The 19,183-nt window shown below is 60.6% G+C and carries 18 protein-coding genes; 10 read left to right on the top strand and 8 right to left on the bottom strand.

What is annotated here, in order from left to right:
* Window positions 1–160 precede the first annotated feature (160 nt).
* On the bottom strand, window positions 161–712 hold the full coding sequence (locus A7J50_RS17575) for a dihydrofolate reductase family protein (protein ID WP_064452960.1): 552 nt from the start codon (window positions 710–712) through the stop codon (window positions 161–163).
* Window positions 713–950: 238 nt separating this feature from the next.
* On the opposite strand from A7J50_RS17575, the gene A7J50_RS17570 reads away from it, so the two are divergent.
* From A7J50_RS17570 to A7J50_RS17560, 3 genes are all read left to right on the top strand, one after another.
* Entirely contained in the window at window positions 951–1,409 is a 459-nt protein-coding gene (locus A7J50_RS17570) for an HIT family protein (protein ID WP_064452959.1), read from the top strand.
* A gap of 205 nt (window positions 1,410–1,614) precedes the next feature.
* On the top strand, window positions 1,615–3,237 hold the full coding sequence (locus tag A7J50_RS17565; protein WP_156526288.1) for a hypothetical protein: 1,623 nt from the start codon (window positions 1,615–1,617) through the stop codon (window positions 3,235–3,237).
* 66 nt (window positions 3,238–3,303) lie between these two features.
* On the top strand, window positions 3,304–5,451 hold the full coding sequence (locus A7J50_RS17560) for a hypothetical protein (RefSeq protein WP_064452957.1): 2,148 nt from the start codon (window positions 3,304–3,306) through the stop codon (window positions 5,449–5,451).
* Between the two features lie 27 nt (window positions 5,452–5,478).
* On the opposite strand, the gene A7J50_RS17555 is transcribed toward A7J50_RS17560, so the two are convergent.
* From A7J50_RS17555 to A7J50_RS17525, 7 genes are all read right to left on the bottom strand, one after another.
* Window positions 5,479–5,823: a Na+/H+ antiporter subunit G gene (locus A7J50_RS17555; RefSeq protein ID WP_064452956.1), complete on the bottom strand. Its 345-nt coding sequence runs from the start codon at window positions 5,821–5,823 to the stop codon at window positions 5,479–5,481.
* Window positions 5,820–6,098, bottom strand: a complete 279-nt coding sequence (locus A7J50_RS17550) for a K+/H+ antiporter subunit F (RefSeq protein ID WP_064452955.1) — start codon at window positions 6,096–6,098, stop codon at window positions 5,820–5,822. The genes A7J50_RS17555 and A7J50_RS17550 overlap by 4 nt, the downstream gene beginning before the upstream one ends.
* Complete coding sequence (locus A7J50_RS17545) at window positions 6,095–6,583, bottom strand: Na+/H+ antiporter subunit E (protein WP_064452954.1); 489 nt, start codon at window positions 6,581–6,583, stop codon at window positions 6,095–6,097. Before A7J50_RS17545 ends, A7J50_RS17550 begins: the two co-directional genes overlap by 4 nt.
* Window positions 6,580–8,262 carry a monovalent cation/H+ antiporter subunit D gene (locus A7J50_RS17540; RefSeq protein WP_064452953.1) on the bottom strand — a complete coding sequence of 561 codons (1,683 nt, stop codon included), beginning with the start codon at window positions 8,260–8,262 and terminating at the stop codon, window positions 6,580–6,582. The genes A7J50_RS17545 and A7J50_RS17540 overlap by 4 nt, the downstream gene beginning before the upstream one ends.
* A complete protein-coding gene (locus A7J50_RS17535; protein WP_007986256.1) occupies window positions 8,259–8,603 on the bottom strand; it encodes a Na+/H+ antiporter subunit C in 345 nt (114 codons plus the stop codon). Before A7J50_RS17535 ends, A7J50_RS17540 begins: the two co-directional genes overlap by 4 nt.
* Window positions 8,603–11,524: a monovalent cation/H+ antiporter subunit A gene (locus A7J50_RS17530; protein ID WP_064452952.1), complete on the bottom strand. Its 2,922-nt coding sequence runs from the start codon at window positions 11,522–11,524 to the stop codon at window positions 8,603–8,605. The genes A7J50_RS17535 and A7J50_RS17530 overlap by 1 nt, the downstream gene beginning before the upstream one ends.
* Before the next feature lie 211 nt (window positions 11,525–11,735).
* Window positions 11,736–12,665 carry a DMT family transporter gene (locus A7J50_RS17525; protein WP_064452951.1) on the bottom strand — a complete coding sequence of 310 codons (930 nt, stop codon included), beginning with the start codon at window positions 12,663–12,665 and terminating at the stop codon, window positions 11,736–11,738.
* Window positions 12,666–12,757: 92 nt separating this feature from the next.
* Here A7J50_RS17525 and A7J50_RS17520 point away from each other — a divergent pair, with 92 nt between their 5' ends.
* The 7 genes from A7J50_RS17520 (at window position 12,758) to A7J50_RS17490 (ending at window position 19,181) form a co-directional block, all read left to right on the top strand.
* Window positions 12,758–13,321 (top strand): helix-turn-helix domain-containing protein, encoded by a 564-nt coding sequence (locus A7J50_RS17520; protein ID WP_064452950.1) that lies wholly within the window; start codon window positions 12,758–12,760, stop codon window positions 13,319–13,321.
* A 154-nt stretch (window positions 13,322–13,475) separates the two neighbouring features.
* Window positions 13,476–14,672, top strand: coding sequence for an SfnB family sulfur acquisition oxidoreductase (locus A7J50_RS17515; RefSeq protein WP_064452949.1), 1,197 nt, complete (start codon window positions 13,476–13,478; stop codon window positions 14,670–14,672).
* A gap of 12 nt (window positions 14,673–14,684) precedes the next feature.
* Entirely contained in the window at window positions 14,685–15,059 is a 375-nt protein-coding gene (locus A7J50_RS17510) for a hypothetical protein (RefSeq protein WP_064452948.1), read from the top strand.
* Window positions 15,059–16,438: an LLM class flavin-dependent oxidoreductase gene (locus tag A7J50_RS17505; protein ID WP_064452947.1), complete on the top strand. Its 1,380-nt coding sequence runs from the start codon at window positions 15,059–15,061 to the stop codon at window positions 16,436–16,438. The genes A7J50_RS17510 and A7J50_RS17505 overlap by 1 nt, the downstream gene beginning before the upstream one ends.
* Window positions 16,439–16,621: 183 nt before the next feature.
* The gene (locus A7J50_RS17500) at window positions 16,622–17,533 is read left to right on the top strand and encodes an AMP-binding protein (protein WP_064452946.1); all 912 of its coding nucleotides are present in this window, start codon (window positions 16,622–16,624) and stop codon (window positions 17,531–17,533) included.
* Window positions 17,530–18,300, top strand: coding sequence for an ABC transporter ATP-binding protein (locus A7J50_RS17495; protein WP_064452945.1), 771 nt, complete (start codon window positions 17,530–17,532; stop codon window positions 18,298–18,300). Before A7J50_RS17500 ends, A7J50_RS17495 begins: the two co-directional genes overlap by 4 nt.
* Window positions 18,300–19,181: a branched-chain amino acid ABC transporter permease gene (locus tag A7J50_RS17490; RefSeq protein ID WP_064452944.1), complete on the top strand. Its 882-nt coding sequence runs from the start codon at window positions 18,300–18,302 to the stop codon at window positions 19,179–19,181. Before A7J50_RS17495 ends, A7J50_RS17490 begins: the two co-directional genes overlap by 1 nt.
* Window positions 19,182–19,183: the final 2 nt, after the last annotated feature.

Raw genomic sequence — 19,183 nt, 5'->3', positions numbered from 1 at the left:
GACGCTGTGCGTCTAGAGTTTAACCGGGCTGCGAAACCCGGTCGCTGAATTTGCAGCGACCCCGGAAGATTAGGCAGCCATCTTCCGAGGGGTAACCCTAAAAAGCTGTCGGAAACTTCCGAGTGTTGGCATGGCGGTTAACCGCATCGCTATAGGAGCGTCAGGTTGCTTCAACGACCCGATACGTACTCTGAACAAACCCATTCTGCGACACATACGTGCCGACATGGCGCAGTTCACGCTCACTGCCGATCTGGCTGAACAGGGGAACCCCTTTGCCCAACAGAACCGGAATACGGGTGATGATCAACTCGTCGATCAGGCCTGCTTCAAGAAACGCCTGGATCGTTTGGCCCCCATCGATATACAGGTGTTTCATGCCGCGCTCGGCTAACTGTTTGACGAGGGTGGTGACGTCCGCCGACATCACCTCAACCTTGCCCTGCACATGGGCGGGTAGCGCTAATGATTGGTGCGAGAGGGCGATGACAGGCGTGCCTTTATAGGGCCACTCCGGGAAGGACACGACTTTTTCCAGGGTTTTGCGGCCCATCACCAGCGCATCGACCGTGGCGATAAAACTGTCGTAGGTCAGGCCATTCAGCTGCGCGGTTTCGTACTCTGGCCGGTGCAGCCACTCGATATCACCGTCTGGCCGAGCGATGAAACCGTCGACGCTGGCCGCGATGAAGACGGAGCATTTGATATCCATTAAAAGTAAATCTCCTTGAACACATAGTCCTCTACAGTTTTGCACCAACCGCCCGTATCCCAAAGCCCGCAATACTCGCCAACTGCTCAACCGTCGCACCGCCTTTGCTGGCGATTCATAACGCTTAGGCGGCTTTTGTCGAGGAACTTTGTGGAAATACATTTTTTGACGCCCGCCGAATCATGGTTTTATAGGGCGGCGACGACCAAACTCATGAAGAAACCGGTGGATATCCAAGATGGATTGTATTTTTTGCAGCATTGTCCGAAGGACCTCTCCCGCCCACATTCTGTGGGAGGACGAACACCATATGGCGTTCTTGTCGATTTTCCCCAACACGCCGGGTTTCAGTGTGGTGATCCCCAAGCAGCATTACGGCAGCTATGCGTTTGCGCAGTCAGATGCCGTGCTGGCTGATTTAGTCGTGGCGGCGAAGAAAACCGCGCTGCAGATTGATCGGGCGTTTCCTGACGTGGCGCGCACGGGGATGATGCTGGAAGGGTACGGCGTGGATCATCTGCACGCGAAGCTGTTCCCCATGCATGGCACGGGTCAGGACAGCGCATTCAAGCCCATCAGTTCCAAAGTGGATAAATTTTTTGAGGCCTATGAGGGCTATATCTCGTCCCACGATTTCGTGCGGGCAGATGATGCCGAATTGGCGCAGTTGGCGGCGCGCATCCGCTCGTTTGCTTAAGGATTATCTGGCGCTATCCCCCCATCCAAATGTGGGGGCAGGCCTGAGAAATATAAAGAACGGTGAGAGGGCTTCGGTTGCCTGGATTTTTTAATGGGAGGATCAGAATTCTCTTATAGAGGGGGCGGGTTTTTTTTCCTAGTTTGGCTGCAACGGTTCTTAGGACGAGGACACTTTTCAGTGGCTCTGTTGCAGAGGATTGATTATGCCAATTTCCCTTATCCCGTACGCCAATTCTCAAAATGGGCGCCCATCGCCCGCGGATAATTCACCTTTCACATTCGCTTCATCCTCCGAGTCTCCCCAACCTGCACGCCAAAGCCTGGGCGGTTTTGCGCCGCCTGCACCGGAAGGCGATCAAAAACAATTGCCCGTGTTCGCGCCCATCGAAACACGTGGAGGCCTGAGATCGCCCGGGCGATTCGGGCAACCTTCCGAGGGTACCGACCCTGTCGCTGTACGGCGCGAGAAACGCGCGCTTGTGCAGACGCCTGACAAACCTGCGCGCAACACGCTGGGCCTGTTGGCGGGTGCGCACTCTCACTCCGCCGATGCAGATGAAACCCTTCAGACGCAGTTGATTGCGCAGATGGGCAGTGTGCCGGATGCGCTGGTGACCGTGCCCGTGCGGTCGCTGATGTCTCAGCCGTTCGACATCTACAAGCGCGTGCTGAATCAGCCCGAGGTTTTAGCCTGGTTGAGGGGCAAGGGTTTTTCCCTGGACTCGGTGACGATCGGCAAAAACGCTGTATCGGGCCTTGTTACCCATAATGGCGTGACCTCTCATCAGGCATACACCCTGCAAGACACCTCTGGTTGGTGGCAGGTATCGGCGCGTGTGATGCACGCGCTTGAGGCGTTAGACCCCACGCACCAGGGTGTGCCTTATGTCTCTATCAACAGCCAGCAAATTTCGCGGAATGTGGCGAGCTTGTTTTATGGCGTCAGTCCGCCACATACCGCCGAGCAAGCGAATGCGCTTGTGACAAGCCTGGAGGCAGGCTGGCCTGCGTTGTCTGCAGCGGAAACACGCAATCACCCACTCCGGTCTGAATGGTCAAAGCGTGTTATCAATGAGCTCGATGATCGAGAAAACCTCGCCGACGCGCTGGAACGCACGGCGCTGGGCGTTGCGGACAGTAGGCCATTATCGTTATCGGGTACCGAGTTTGAGGTCTCTCGAACAAACCCGTTGAAACGTGATGATGAGGCCCGCAGGCGCCTGGCCGAGCTGGTTGCACTGCCTGAGATGCAGGGTGTTCTGGCGGATCTGGGGCAAACCTTGCCGGACCAGGCGGTTCGTATCAGCGAAGGCCACCTGCAAGTGCTGCAACCGACCCTGAATCAGTGGCTGGATGTACCTGTCAGTGATCGTTGGAGCCAGCCGTTGAAAGACGCATTAGCGGCGGTTGTCGTGTTGAGCGAGCAGACGGGTAACGCGCTCTACTCAGACGATCGCCACGATCTGCGGCAGGTCGCGAGGTCGATGGGCCTGGGTGCACTCGATACCGCAGGGCAGGCTCGCGCCGCCGCCCAATGGTTGCGCACCCACTTCCCACCGACTGCGCCTGTCGGCAATTATGCGAAATTACTGCCCCAGGCATGGGCTGCGGGCACCTTGTCGGCGAGCGACAAAACTACGTTGATTTCGCTGGCGACGGATCAGAAGTATGGCGCCAATACCATAGGGCTCGCATGGGGGCGTCAGATCGTGACGCAAGTCGACCCGCAGGAAACAGCAGCCAAGGCAGACCCGATCTGGGACGAACTACTCAACACCCCGCAGGCCCAGCAGTGGGGTCGGGAACTCGCCCAGGCGTTGGGTTGATATAAGGGGGAGGGTGATGACGATATCGATGCCGCGCAACGCAAAAGTCTGCTGACCGCCGCCATCATGCTCAGTGTCGAGCCTAATGTTCCCGCCGCCCAGGGAAGCGCCGCCGGTTATCAATTTTACACTCCGGCCAATATGGGTCGTGAAATGCGGGCTGTACGCAAAGACTTTGAAAAACACTTAATCGAGAAAAAAGGCGTGAGCGCACGTGCTGCGCCGTTGGTGGCTCATCTGTTCCTGGCACACGCCGCCCCGGAGTTTCTGGTGAAACCTGACCAGCAGGAGTCAACAAAGCTCCCTGAGCCGCTACGTCAGTCTCCAGACAAAATACGTGTAGGCAGCCCGGCGTGGATGACGGTTAGCCTGGGCAGTGCATTGGCCGAAGTGTGGGGCGGTGCTGGAGCCAGTCGCGGCATGAGCCTGAATGAGCTTGGAGCACTGACCACCCTGGAAACCGTCCAGCCGCAACAGCAAGCCCTGGCTATAGCACTGGGTGCAAAGCGGGTGCTCGATGTGGGAATCATGACCGGTACTGTGCCCCGGCGTAGTGACGGTAACTATACGCCCGGCGATTATCAGTTGGCTTCTGACGGCATTACTCGTCGTTCCGAGGCGGTCGAGCAATCCATAGTCACCCTGGGGACGGCACCGCCCACCCGTAGCAGCCTCGCAATCAAGGCGCTGAAACAAGCGTTCCCGGAGTTGACTGACAGTGAGATAGAAACAATCACAGTGAGAAAGCCCGCCACTCAACGCAGCCTCTCAGGTGTCGGCATTAATACGAAGTGGCCGACGTTGGTTGAGGCGTATGCAACGGGGGATCTGCATCAGCATTGGTTTTCCTTCAGTCATCCTCGGATTACACAAGCGCAATTTGACGCCCGGATAAAGACACTTCCTCCTATTGCCGATCAGGTCGGGGGTGCAGTCGATCACTATCTGAGTAATGTCAAAGGGGCGATGCCCTCACTCATGAAGATGAGTCTTGCAGACTTGCCGCTTGACGTTCGGCAGGCTATGGAATGGGGCGAGGTCCAGGTCTATAGGCTGCGTCGGGAAACCGGTGAGACGCAGCCCGAAGACGCCGGCAGGGGAAGTAAAGTCGCCGAGAATCGGGGTTGGCACGGGGTGTTGCTGGTCATCAAATACGAGGGAAAAAATCGGTTGCTTGAGTTTTTCCCCACGTCCGGGACGGTTATTGATCGCACGGCCAGTTTGGCGGGGAAAAGATTGAGCCTGAATGATGGTGTCATCGAAGAAGAGACCGTGCCCAGATGGCGAAGTGGCACGAAGACACTTCGGTATTTGCGGGGCACTCAAGCACCTTTTGATTTCAACGCATACCTCACGGGGGAGGCGCCTCGTAACAATACCTCGTCGAAGGTGATCATTTCCAAAGTAGGGGCTTCCATGGCGGCGGCTGCGTCGAAAGGGTCGGGTGACAACCGCAATGAGTGGGTGCCTGACACCTTTGGCTCCGCCAAAAGCCAGGCGATTATCGACGTTATACTTTCGGGGAATTACATAGGCAACTATAGCGGGCATCGCCAGGCATTCATTGATCATGCGAATGCAGTGCTGCCCAGCGAAGATAACGTTCGGGGCTACGTCAATCGTCTGATGAGCAAAGAAAATGGTCGCGCGCTGGTGTCGATGATTTCGTTCATCGGCCCATTGGTTGACATCTATGAGGGCAATATCAAGGACGGCTTGAAAGGCTTGGCAATTGATACGTTGCTGTTTATTGGCGCGGGAGGATTACAGGCCACCCGCAAAGCATGGAACGCGATCAGGTTTGCATCACGGCTGAACAAGCAGGCATTTCGTGTCTCTGTTCTCAAGGAAGGCACTGCATTGCTGCGGGGGATATTTAATCCGAGTGAAGGCTTCTTTGGTCTGCCGAACCAGCCGAGTCGACTGGGAGATTTTCTAAGACGTGCGCGCAAGGGCGTTCCCGTCGGGATCGGGATGGGGGTGTACGTACCTGTTGATCTTTTCGCAAAGGCTCGCTTTGCCAATGATGCTGCTCCCACCGTATCCGAGATGCTCAAGAAGGCGAATGCCAAGCCGGTGACGCCCATACAGGGTACGGTTAACCAGGTAACGCTGAAGGCCATCAAGGAGCAGGAAAAATGGTATGCGATCGATCCCGATAGCGGTGTGCCGTTCGGCTCGCCACTTCAAGGCTTTACCCCTCAAACCCCCTAGTGCCGACGGGCTGATGGAGTCGCTCGGCTATTTGGCTCGGCGACTACTCACCTCGGCAGGCACATCATCGCCGGCCATGCGCTTACGGAACAGCGCCGTCCTCGCCAATAGCAGCGTGGTCACCGGCACCGTGATCGACAACAAAATCGGAATCAACCACCCGTGCAATACCGGCCCGGACTTGAGTACCGAAAAGTAGATAATCGACGCCAACGCCACACACCACGCGCCCAGCGTCGAGGCCAGCGCGGGTGGGTGCATGCGCTGGAAAAAGTCCTTCATGCGCAGCAACCCGATCGCGCCGATCAACGCAAACACGCTGCTCAGCACCAGCAATAGCGCCACGCTCACTTCAACCCATAACGGCATCATTCAATCACCTCGCCACGCAGCAGGAATTTGGCCAGGGCGAACGACCCGACAAAGCCAAACAGCGCAATCAGCAGCGCCGCTTCAAAGTAGGTGTCACTGGCATAGCGAATGCCGAGCACCAGCATCATCAGCATCGCCAGGATGTACAGATAATCCAGCGCCAGGACCCGGTCCTGCGCGGAAGGGCCTTTGAACAGGCGTAACAGCGTCAGCACCATCGCCAGGGAAAACAGGAACAGGCTGAGCAGGATCGCATTGGAGAGCAGGGCGCTCATTCGAAGATCTCCATCAGGGGCCGCTCGTAGGCGTGTTTGAAGTGCTGGATAAACTGCGCTTCGTCATCCAGGTCGAACACGTGGATCAGCAAAATACTGCGGTCCAGCGCCAGTTCCGACCAGACGGTGCCGGGCGTGACGCTGGTGATCATCGACAGCACGGCCAGGCCGTTGGCGTCGCGCAGGTCCAGCGAGATTTTCACAAACCTCGAGCGCGGTGGCCGCGAGCCGCAGACCAACACGCCCCATGCCACATGCAGATTGGAAACGATCACGTCGCGCCCCACCCGAAAAAACAGGCGGATGATCACGCCTGGGCGGCGGATGCGGATCGGCAACGGGCGCAGCGGTGCCATCAGCAGCGGCGCGAGAAAACCCAGCAGCGCGCCCAGCAACAGGTTGCCGGGGCTGATCGACAAGTTCAGCACCAGCCACAACACCCACAATGCCAGCGACAACCATGGGGCAGGCAACAGACGCTTCATGGCTGCACCTCCAACGCCGCGGTTTTGGCTTCAGGGCTCGGTATCGGACGCGTCGCCATTACCGCCATCACATAGTGTTCCGGATTGTTCAGGCTCTCGGCGGTGGCTTGGGTGTAGCGCATCAACGGTTCGGCCTTGAAGGTCAGAATGATGCTCAGGCCGAGCAGGAAGAAGATCGGCAAGCACTCGTAGCGACGCAGCAGGGGCGATGGACGCTCTTCCGGGGTCCAGAAGCGCTGGATGCCCAGGCGGGCGAAGGCGATCAGCGAAGCCAGGCCGGACAGGATCAGGAGCGCCACCAGGCCCCAGGCGGCCGGCCGGATCGGTTCATCCACCGCGTTACCCAGGCCCATTGGGTTGACCAGCGCACTCAACAAGCTGAGCTTGCCGATAAACCCGGACAACGGCGGCATGCCGATAATCAGCAGCGCACAGGCGACAAAGCTCAAGCCGAGGAAGGCCATGGTCCAGGGAATCACTTGGCCGACCACGGCTTTCTGCTCGTCATCAAGGTTGACGCCGGGACGCGGATGCAGAGATTCCATGGCTTTGGGCAGGGCATCGATTTCTTCATCCAACGGCAGGTCATTGGCCGAGCGCGAACGCTCGATCAACTCAGCCAGCAGGAACAGCGCGCTCAAGGCCAGGGTTGAGCTGACCAGATAGAACAACGCGCCGGCGGTCAGGCTTGGCTGGGCAAAACCCACGGCCGACAGCAGGATCCCGGCCGACACCAGAATGCTCAAACTCGCCATGCGCTCCAGCCGTTGCGCGGCCAACATCGCCAGCGCCGCGCAGATAATGGTCGCCATGCCGCCGTACACCAGCCAGTCGCCCCCAAACAGCGCCGAAGCACCGGCCTGGCCGGAGAACAGCAGGGTCCACAGGCGCAGCACGGTGTACACGCCAACTTTGGTCATGATCGCAAACATCGCCGCCACCGGTGCGCTGGCCGAGGAATAGGCGGGCGCCAACCAGAAGTTCAACGGCCACATGCCGGCTTTAGCCAGGAATGCCGTCGCCAGAATCGCCGCGCCTGCGTGCAACAGGCCGCGATCCGCCTCCGGCACCAGCGGGATTTTCAGTGCCAGGTCAGCAAAGTTCAGCGTGCCGGTCACGCCGTAGATCATCGCCGCGCCAATCAGGAACAGCGACGACGCCAGCAGGTTGATCGCGATGTAATGCAGCCCCGACGACACCCGAGCGCGGCCCGAGCCGTGCAACATCAAGCCGTAGGACGCGGCCAGCAGCACCTCGAAGAACACGAACAGGTTGAACAAATCTGCCGTGAGAAAGGCGCCGTACAGGCCCATCATCTGGATCTGGAACAGCGCATGAAAACTGGTACCGGCACGGTCCCAGCGAGCCATGGCGAACAGCAGCGCACTCACGCCGATAATGCCGGTGAGTACCAGCATCAATGCCGAGAGTTGATCCACCACCAGTACGATGCCGAACGGCACCTGCCAGTTGCCCGGCAGGTACACGCCGATTGAGCCGGGGCCGCCTTGTTGCGTCCAGTACAGCAGCAGAATGGCAATGCCCAGGCCGACAATGCTGGAGAACAGGTTGATTTTTGCCTTCAGCGGGCGACGTTTTTCGCCCAGCATCAGCATCAGTGCGGCCGTCAGCAGTGGCAGCAGGATCGGCGCAACGATCATTTGGTTGACCCAATTCATTCCTTGGGCTCCCGGCCGTCCACATGGTCCGTACCGGTCAGGCCCCGGGAAGCCAGCAGCACCACCAGGAACAAGGCGGTCATGGCGAAGCTGATCACGATCGCCGTCAGCACCAGGGCTTGTGGCAGGGGATCGGTGTAGTGCAGCAGGTCTTGCGGCACGCCGTCCTTGATGATCGGCTCCTTGCCGATAAAGAGGCTGCCCATGCTGAAAATGAACAGGTTGACCCCGTACGACAGCAGGCACAGGCCCATCACCACCTGGAACGTCCGTGGTCGCAGGATCAACCAGACGCCGGAGGCCGCCAGGACTCCAATGGCAATTGCGATGACTTCTTCCATCAGGCGGCTCCTTCCGTTGCGGCAACGGCTTTCGCCTGGTTGCTCGGTTTATGGGCCCGCACGGATTGGTGACCGAGGGCGGTGAGCATCAACAGCGTCGAACCGACGACCATGGCGTACACGCCGATGTCGAAGAACAGTGCGCTGGCAATATGGATATCGCCCAGCACCGGCAGGCTGAAATGCCAGGTGTGGGTCGTGAGGAAGGGGTACCCGGCAAACAATGCGCCAAGCCCGGTTAATGTTGCAGAGAGCAGGCCGAAGCCCATCCAGCGCATCGGCCGCAGGCTCATCTGTGCCTCGACCCACTGGGTGCCGGCCACCATGTATTGAAGGATAAACGCCACCGACATCACCAGGCCTGCGACGAACCCGCCACCCGGCTGGTTGTGGCCGCGCATAAACAGATAGAACGACACCACCAGCGCAATCGGCAGCAGCAGGCGCACGAGCACCGCCGGCACCATCATGAAGCCCAGGGCGGTGTCGCTGGCCTGGCGCGGGTTGACCAGGTCGGTGGCCACGTCCGGCGCCAACTGGCGCTGTTGTGCGGGCAGTTGCATGCTTTCTTTCGAGGGGCGGAACCGACGCAGCAGGGCATAGACCGTCAGCGCCACGGCGCCGAGTACGGTGATTTCGCCCAAGGTGTCGAAGCCACGGAAGTCCACCAGCATCACGTTCACCACATTGCTGCCGCCGCCTTCGGGCAGGGCGCGGCTGAGGTAGAACGAGGAGATATCGTTGGGCGTCTGGCGGGTCAGCATCGCGTAGGACAACAGCGCCATGCCGCCGCCCACCACGGTGGACAGCAGGAAGTCACGCAGGCGACGGATGCGTGCCTTGCGCAGCGAACTGGGCAATGGCGACACTTCTTCGATGCGTCGTGGCAGCCAGCGCAGGCCCAGCAGGATCAACACGGTGGTCACCACTTCGACCACCAGTTGCGTGAGCGCCAGGTCCGGCGCCGAGAACCACACGAAGGTGATGCACGTCATCATGCCGCACACGCTGACCATGGTCAGGGCTGCCAGCCGGTGATACTTGGCTTGCCAGGCGGCGCCCAAGGCGCAAGCGATTGCCAGCAGCCATAGGGTGACGAATACGATGGAACCCGGGATCTTCGGCCGGTCGCCCCAACTGAGGCCACTGTTGAGCATTGGGATCAGGCCGGCCACCACCGCCGCCAGCACCAGCAGGAACAGCTGAGTTTGCAGGCGCTTGGTGCTGATGCGTTTTTCGATCTTGCGCACGCCGCGCATCATCACTACCAGGCTGCGCTCGAACATGCGCTTGCCGTTGAAGTAGCTGATGACGGGCGGGTACTTGAAGCGACCGCGCTTGAGTTGCTTGCGCAGCAGCAGGTACAGCACCACGCCGCCGGACATGGCCACCAGGCTCATGATCATCGGTGCATTCCAGCCGTGCCAGATGGCCAGGCTGTACTCGGGCAGTACACCGCCGACAACCGGCAGTGCGGCGGCGGCGAGGATCGAACCGACTACCTGGGCCGGGAAAATCCCCACCAGCAGGCACGTGAATACCAGCAACTCAACCGGTGCGCGCATCCAGCGCGGCGGTTCATGAGGCGTGTGGGGCAGGTCGGTTGCGGGCGGGCCGAAGAACACGTCGACTGTGAAGCGCAGCGCATACGCCACGCTGAAGGTGCCGGCGATGGTCGCGATCATCGGCAGGGCGATTTCCACCCAGGCGGTCGATGAAACAAACACGGTTTCGGCGAAGAACATTTCTTTGGACAGGAAGCCATTGAGCAACGGCACGCCGGCCATGGATGCGCTGGCCACCATTGCCAGGGTCGCGGTAAACGGGATCAGCCGCACCAGGCCACTGAGCTTGCGGATATCCCGCGTGCCGCTTTCATGGTCGATGATGCCCGCCGCCATGAACAGCGAGGCCTTGAAGGTAGCGTGGTTGAGGATATGGAACACCGCAGCGACGGCGGCCAGCGGGCTGTTGAGGCCCAGCAGCAGGGTGATCAGCCCGAGGTGGCTGATGGTGGAATAGGCCAGCAGGCCCTTGAGGTCATTCTGAAACATGGCGCAGTAAGCGCCGAGGAGAAGGGTGATCGCGCCGGCGCCGCCGACGATCCAGAACCATTCTTCGCTGCCGGACAGCGACGGCCACAGGCGGGCCAGCAGGAACACGCCGGCCTTCACCATCGTCGCCGAGTGCAAATAGGCAGAAACCGGAGTCGGTGCCGCCATCGCGTGGGGCAGCCAGAAGTGGAAGGGGAACTGGGCGCTTTTGCTCAAGGCGCCGATCAGCACCAGGGCCAGCATCACCGGGTACAGCGAGTGCGCACGAATCTGATCGCCCGCCGCCAGCACCTGGTCCAGGTCATAGCTGCCGACGATATGCCCCAGCAGCATCACGCCGGCCAGCAGGCACAAACCGCCCGCGCCGGTGACCATCAAGGCCATATAAGCCCCGCGCCTGGCGTCGGCGCGGTGGTGCCAGTAGCCGATCAGCAGGAACGAGAACAGGCTGGTCAGTTCCCAGAAGAACACGATCTGGATCAGGTTGCCGGAAACCACCAGGCCGAGCATGGCGCCCATAAAGGCCAGGAAAAATGCGAAGAAACGCGGCACCGGGTCGTCCGGCGACATGTAGTAGCGCGCATACAGCGACACCAGCGTGCCGATACCCAGCACCAGCATCGAGAACAGCCAGGCAAACCCGTCCATGCGCAACACGAAGTTCAGCCCAAGGCTGGGCAACCACATGAATTCTTCGCGGATCACGCCACCGTGGGCGATCTGGGGGTAGAGCAGGGCGACTTGAATAGTGCCGACCAAGGCCGCAAGGCCGGCCAGCAGGGATTCGGTGTTACGTGCATTATGCGGCAGCAAGGCCGCCAGACAGCTGCCGATAAAAGGCAGCAGCAGTAGAACTATCAGGGACATAGGCTTCTAATCTGCGGGAGTTTGGGATGCATCATACGTGCCGCTTTCTCGATCACCAAACGGCAAGATGTGGCAGGATCCTACAAGGTAGGCCGAAAACCCCGGTTTAGCATTGTTTCAGCTGAACCCATTCCAGCAAGCGACACCCTACACTGTGGGAGCCGGGCTTGCCCGCGATGGCGATCTGACAGCCACCACCAGCAGTCTGACCTTACCCTTGCTGTTCCTGTTCCCTTTCATCGCGTAGTTCGAGCGCCTTCTGCCCCTTCGTCTTCAACTCACTCACAATCACGGCCGCCACAATCAACGCCGCCCCGACCATCGCAATCGGCGGGAAGCGCTCACCGGCAATTCGCCCGATCACGCCGGCCCACACCGGTTCACCGGCATAGATCAGGGTGGCGCGTGTCGGCGATACACTTTGCTGCGCCCAGTTCATCGCGACCTGGATCACTGCACTGGTCAAGCCCAGGCCCACGGCGCTGAACAGCAGCAGCCAGGAGAACCCCGGCAATGCCTCACCCATCGGCACCACCATCAAAAACGACAACAGCGATGCCGTGGCCAATTGCACGACGGTCACGCGACGCACATCCACCTGCCCGGCAAACGCGCTGATCAGAATGATTTCGGCCGCCACTGCCACGGCGCAGATCAACGTGGCAATTTCGCCGGGGCTGAAGTTCAGCGAGGCGCCGGCCGGGCCGGTGAGCAGCATCAACCCGGTAAACGCCAGCATGATGCCGATGGCCGGCATCAGCCCCGGCCGGCGCCCCAGCACCAGCCACTGCAGCAGTGGGACAAACGGCACATACAGCGCAGTAATGAACGCCGATTGGCTGCTCGGAATGGTCTGTAACCCGATGGTTTGCATGCCGTAGCCGAACATGATCGACGTGCCAATGAAGGCGCCGGCTTTCAATTCAAACAGGGTCAGGCCGCGCAAGGTGCGCAATGAAAAGAAGCCCACCACGATGGCCGCCGCTGCAAACCGCAGGCCGACAAAAAACATCGGGCCGCTGACGGTCATGGCGTGTTGCACGAGCAAAAACGTGCCGCCCCAAATCATGGTGATGACCACCAGGATGCATTCGGCTTTGCTGAAACGGTTGAAACGTGTGGAAGCGTTCGGGGCGGTCATGGCGGCTCGGTCTTGCAAGGGAAAGGCACGGACCGCACAATGCGCCGCACGCTGGGCAGTATACTGCGCACACCTACCTATTGAGCAATATAGTGCACAAAGAAAATCCACAACGGGCCTCGGTCCTGCAACACGTCAGCCAGAACGTTCGTCGTCTGCGGCATGCTGCCGACTTGAGCCAAACCGCGCTATCGGAGAAGTCCGGGGTCAGCCGACGCATGCTGGTGGCTATCGAGGCGGGCGAGAAAAACGTCAGCCTGTCCACTCTGGACCGTGTGGCCGAAGCGTTGGACGTGGCCTTCAGCGACCTGATCCAGGCCCCGGATGCGGGTGACCACAGCCGCATCAACGAGCTGGCCTGGGCCGGCGATATTCCCGGCAGTAAAGCCGTATTGCTGGCCAAAGCCACCGCGCGCCGCGAAGTGGAATTGTGGGAGATGCGCCTGGAACCAGGTGATCGTTACAACCCCGAGCCAGACCCGGAAGGCTGGAGCGTGCAGCTGTTCGTCTTCGAAGGCCGCCTGACGCTGATTCTGGATGGCGAAGAACAGCACGTCGCCGCCGGCGAGTTCTACATGTTCGCCAGCCGTCAGGCCCACGGTTATCGCAATGACGGTGAGGTGGCCGTGCGCTTTGTGCGCAACGTGGTGATCTAACTGTTTACCAGGCAACAGTAGATGCACACTTTGCTGGTTTGACGCGTGGTCAATCGCCGTGTTTTACCAGCAACTCACTGATTTTATTGCTGATTAAATTCAGGCACGACTCCTGCAATCACCCAGGTATCTCATCGGAGCCTGGAGTCGGCCCATGTCAGCCCATCCTCAACACCCTGCCCATATCATCCGCTCGGATGCCGAAGCCATTGAGGTCGCCACTCGGTTGGCCGCCCGCTTTGCCGTCGACGCCAGCGTGCGCGACCGCGAGCGGCGCCTGCCCGTCGACGAGCTTGACGAATTTTCTGCCAGCGGCCTGTGGGGTATCACCATTCCCAAGGCCTACGGCGGCGCCGAGGTGTCCTATGTAACCGTGGCCGAGGTGATCAAGTTGATCTCCGCCGCCGACCCGTCCCTGGGGCAAATCCCGCAAAATCACCTGGGCGTGGTGGACATCCTGCTGCAAACCGCCAGCGCGGAACAAAAGCGTCACTACTTCGGCAAGGTCCTGGCGGGCTACCGATTCGGCAACGCCTTCTCTGAGGCCAAGAGCAAAAACGTCGGCACGTTTGACACCCAGATCCGTTTCGAGGGCGACACCGCGCAAATCAACGGCGAAAAGTTTTACTGCACCGGCGCGTTGTTCGCCCATCTCGTGCCCACCGTCGGCAACAACGAAAACGGCCAGGCCTTCATCGCGTTCGTCGAACGCGATGCGCCGGGCCTCACTGTGATTGATAGTTGGGATGGCTTCGGCCAGCGCACCACCGCCAGCGGTGGCGTGACCCTCGACGGCGTGACCGTGCCCCGCACGGCGGTGATCCCGGCCCACCTGGCCTTTGACCAACCCACCGCCAATGGCCCGATTTCGCAGATTATCCAGGCGGCGGTCGACACTGGTATCGCCCTGGGCGCTCTGGAACAGGCGAAATCGTATGCGCGCCAGGCACGCCCGTGGATCGACAGCCAGCAGGATCACGGCTGGCAAGACCCGTTCACGATTGCGGCCATTGGCGACCTGGAGTGGCGCGTGCACGGCACCGAAGCCATCCTCGCCAAAGCCGGCAAGGCGGTTGACCTGGCCCTGGCCGAGCCGAATGCAGACACCGTGGCCAACGCTTCGCTGGTGGTCGCCCAGGCCAAAGTCCTGTCGGCTGAAACCGCTTTGCTCGCCAGCAGCAAACTCTTCGAACTGGCCGGCACCCGCTCGGTCACGGGCAAGCACAACCTCGATCGCTTCTGGCGCAACGCGCGCACCCACACCCTGCACGACCCGGCACGCTGGAAATACCACTTGATCGGCAACTTTGTGCTCAACGGCGTGAAGCCTGCACGCCACGCCTGGAACTGAGGAGCCTGACCCATGACCGCACTCAACGAAGCACTGAGCCATACACTGAAGCACACACTGAACCACCCACTGCATCAGGCGCGCCAACTGTTGGAGAACAGTCGGCGCTTTGTCCAGGCCAGCGATGACCCCTATGTGATCAGCCGCTTCGGCGATGTGCAGATTCGCATCGACGTGGCCGCCGCGCTGCTGGAACGCGCCGAAACCCATCCCAGCCCCGTGGCCTTGATCGAAGCACAAATCGCCGCCGCCGAAGCCCTCATTGCTGCCAGCAATGCTGAATTCGAACTGACCGGCCAACGCACCGCGCTGCCGTCGACCCTCGACGACCCGCTGCGCGGCAAATACCAGGCTGTCGGCAACTACCACCTCAACGGAGTGCTTTGATGTCCCGTGAAATCCGTTTGAATGCCTTCGACATGAACTGTGTCGGCCACCAATCCCCCGGCTTGTGGGCGCATCCGCGTGACCGCTCGTGGCAGTACAAGGACCTGGAATATTGGACCGATCTGGCGAAAATCCTTGAACGCGGCAAATTCGACGGGCTGTTTATCGCCGACGTGCTGGGTATCTACGATGTGTACAACGGCAACGGTGACGCGGCGATTCGCCAGGCCGCGCAAGTGCCGGTCAACGATCCCTTGTCGCTGATTGCGCCGATGGCCCTGGTCACCGAACACCTGGGCTTTGGCCTCACCGCATCGTTGTCCTTCGAGCATCCGTACCCGTTTGCCCGCAGGCTTTCCACGCTTGATCACCTGACCAAGGGCCGCGTTGGCTGGAACATTGTCACGTCGTACCTGGAAAGCGGCGCCAAGAACCTCGGCCAGAAAGCCCAGACCGAACACGACGCGCGCTATGACTATGCCGAGGAATACCTGGAAGTTTGCTACAAACTCTGGGAAGGCAGTTGGGAAGAGGGCGCCGTACTGCGTGACCGCGAACGGCGGATTTTCAGCGACCCGAGCAAGATCCACGAGATCCGCCACGTTGGCAAACACTTCCAGGTGCCCGGTATTCACCTGTGCGAGCCATCGCCGCAGCGCACGCCGGTGCTCTACCAGGCCGGTGCGTCCAGCCGTGGCAAGCAGTTCGCCGCCGAACAGGCCGAGTGCGTGTTCGTCGCCGCGCCATCCAAGGTGCTGCTGAAAAAGACCGTCGCCGACATCCGCCGCCGCGCCGCTGAGGCGGGGCGTGATCCGAAGAAAATCCTGATCTTCAACTTGCAGACGGTGATCGTCGGCGAGACCGACGCCAAGGCGAAAGCCAAGTTCGAGGAGTACAAATCCTACGTCAGTTACGAAGGTGCAATGGCGCTGATCTCCGGCTGGACCGGCATTGATTTCAGCCAGTTCAAACCGGATGAGCCGCTCAAGCATGTGCACACCAATGCCATTCAATCGGCCGTGGAAGCCTTCTCCACGGCGGACCCGAACAAGGTCTGGACACCCAACGAGCTGGCCGATTGGGTCGGCATTGGCGGCTTTGGCCCGCTGTTTGTCGGTGGCCCCGAGACCGTGGCTGACCTGTTGCAGGAGTGGGTCGAAGAGACCGATGTGGACGGCTTCAACCTGGCCTACGCGCTGACCCACGAAACCTTTATCGACGCCGTGGACTTGCTGGTGCCGGAGTTGCAAAAACGCGGCGTGTACAAGACCGAATACGCCCAGGGCACCTTGCGCGAAAAGCTGTTCGGCGAGGGCGCGCGGCTGGCGTCGAACCATCCGGGTGCCGGCTATCGCGACCTCAAAGCGACCACCCTCTAACTGAACAAACTCAATGCATGTGGGAGCTGGCTTGCCTGCGATGGCGGTGGGGCAGCTGGAAAATTGCCAACTGACACGCCGCCATCGCAGGCAAGCCAGCTCCCACAGTTAATCGTTGTCGATCCAAATAATTCAGCCAGCGGACCACCGCACGCTTAACCACCCAATAGGAGTATTACCCCTATGAGCGTGCACGAACTCAAACGTCCGCAGGTGCTGGAATGGCCCGCTGAACGGCTCGACCATTTACCCAGAGCCCAGGCGCAATTGCACCACTGGGCGCAGATTACCCCGCTGCACATCGCCTTGCGGCACAAGCGCCAGGGCCAGTGGTATGCGTGGCGCTGGATCGATGCCTTGCGCGATGTGGAACGCCTGGCCGACGGCCTGCGCCAGCAGGGTTTCGGCGAGCAATCGCGGCTGGCCCTCAGCGGTGCTTTCGAGCCCAACCTGTTGCTGTTGGCGCTGGCCGCACAGTCCATCGGCGGGCAAGTATTGACCCTGGCCGATGACCTGGAGCCCGAAGCCCTGTACCAGCAGCTGTGGCGCATTCATCCCACTCATTCTTATGCGCAGGGGCGTCAGCAGGTGCGGCATTGGCAGTCCGCCAACCTGTTGGATTTTAACCAACTGCTCGGCCCGGTAGACCCGGCGCAACATCTGCATCGCTGGTGGCAATCAAGCGGTGAAACCGTGTTGTGGAGTGAGGAGGGCACTCACTGGCAAGGCGGCCTGAAGGAGGTCCTGGAGCAATGGCTGAACAGCGGCCACGGCCTGGCATTTCCGGAAAGCCTCGCCTCGGCCCGGCGCGATTGCAGCGAGGTCGCGCCGACCGGCCTGCTGCTGTCGCCCGAGCGCTTGCAGCACGTGGCTGACGCTATCGAGCGTCGCCTCGCGCCCCCCGGCACCTGGCGTCGACGCCTGTGCGATTGGGCCATTGCGCACCCGCAAAGTGGCGTGCGGCGCCTGATCAAAAACCGCGTGCGCAAACTGCTGGGCTTCCAGCGCCTGGCTTACATCTGGCAGCCACCCAGCACGCAAAAGCCCCACAACGACCCAGCATGGCTGGCTGAATTCAAACGGGATATCGCATGAGCCAGGCCATTCTCCAAGTGCGGGATATCTCGCTGTCGTTCAAAGGGGTCAAGGCGATCAATGCCTTGTCCTTCCAGGTGCAGCGCGGCGAGATCTGTGCGCTGATCGGCCCCAATGGCGCCGGCAAAAGTTCGTTGCTCAACGTGCTTAACGGCGTGTATCGCTTTGACGCTGGTGAAATCGTTTTTGAGCAACACCACTTCCACCGCATCGACCCGTTGGGCGCCGCGCGTCGCGGCATCGGCCGCACGTTCCAGAACAACGCGCTGTTCAAGAAGATGAGCGTGCTCGACAACATCCTCACCGGCCTGTCGCGGCATATGCGCACCACCTTTATTGAACAAGCCCTCGACTTGCCGCGCGCGCGTCGAGAGGCCGAAGCGTTTCGCCTGCGTGCTCAAGGCATTCTCGAATTCCTCGAACTGCAAGCCCATCGCGATGTGCTGGTGGGCAACCTGTCCTATGGCCTGCAAAAGCGCGTAGAGCTTGGCCGCGCGTTAATCGCGGGCCCCAGCCTGTTGCTGCTGGATGAGCCCATGGCCGGGATGAATGCCGAGGAAAAACAGGAAATGGCCCGCTTCGTCGCCGATGTGAACCGCGACCTGGGCACCACCGTGGTGTTGATCGAACACGACATGGGCGTGGTCATGGGCTTGTCCGACCATGTGGTGGTGCTCGACTACGGACGCAAGGTTGGCGACGGCACGCCCGCCCAAGTACAGGCCAACCCGGATGTGATCGCGGCTTATCTGGGAGTTACGCACTGATGACGTTCTTCTTCGAAACCCTGCTCGGCGGCCTGCTCGCCGGCACCCTGTATTCGCTGGTCGCCATCGGCTTCGTGCTGATCTACAAGGCCAGCGGCGTGTTCAACTTCGCCCAGGGCTCGATGCTGCTGTTTGCCGCCCTGACCTTTGTCAGCCTGCATGACCAGGGTGTGCCGTTTGCCCTGGCGTTGTTGCTGACGGTGATTGTGATGATCGTTGGCGCCTTGCTCATCGAGCGTCTGGTATTGCGGCCGCTGGTCAATCGCTCGCAGATCACCCTGTTCATGGCCACCTTGGGCCTGTCGTTCATTATCGAAGGCCTGGCCCAGGGCGTGATGGGCTCGCAGGTGCGCGCGCTGGATTTGGGCATCGACGATGTGCCGCTGTTTGTCGGGCCGCTGATGCTCAGCCAGTTCGACCTGATCGCCGCGGCAGCCGCCGTGGTGCTGGTGACCGTGCTGGCGCTGCTGTTCAACAAGACGCGCATCGGTGTGTCGCTGCGTGCGGTGGCGGATGACACCACGGCGGCGTTGTCCATCGGCATCAACCTCAACCGCATCTGGCAGATCGTCTGGGCGGTGGCCGGCATCGTCGGCCTGGTGGCGGGCCTGTTGTGGGGCGCGCGCCAGGGCGTGCAGTTTTCCCTGTCGCTGGTGGTGCTCAAGGCTCTGCCGGTATTGATCATCGGTGGCTTTACCTCGATCGGCGGGGCGATCGTCGGCGGGCTGATTGTCGGCGCGGCGGAGAACCTCGCCGAGGTGTATATCGGCCCGCTGATCGGCGGCGGCATCACGCCATGGTTCGCCTATGTATTGGCCCTGGCCTTCCTGTATATCCGTCCCGCCGGCCTGTTCGGCGAGCGCGCCATCGAGCGAGTCTGAAA

The sequence above is a fragment of the Pseudomonas antarctica genome, assembly GCF_001647715.1.
Classification (GTDB): Bacteria; Pseudomonadota; Gammaproteobacteria; order Pseudomonadales; family Pseudomonadaceae; genus Aquipseudomonas; species Aquipseudomonas antarctica_A.
Note: the sequence above shows the minus strand (reverse complement) of the source record. Positions and strands in the feature narration are given on the sequence as shown.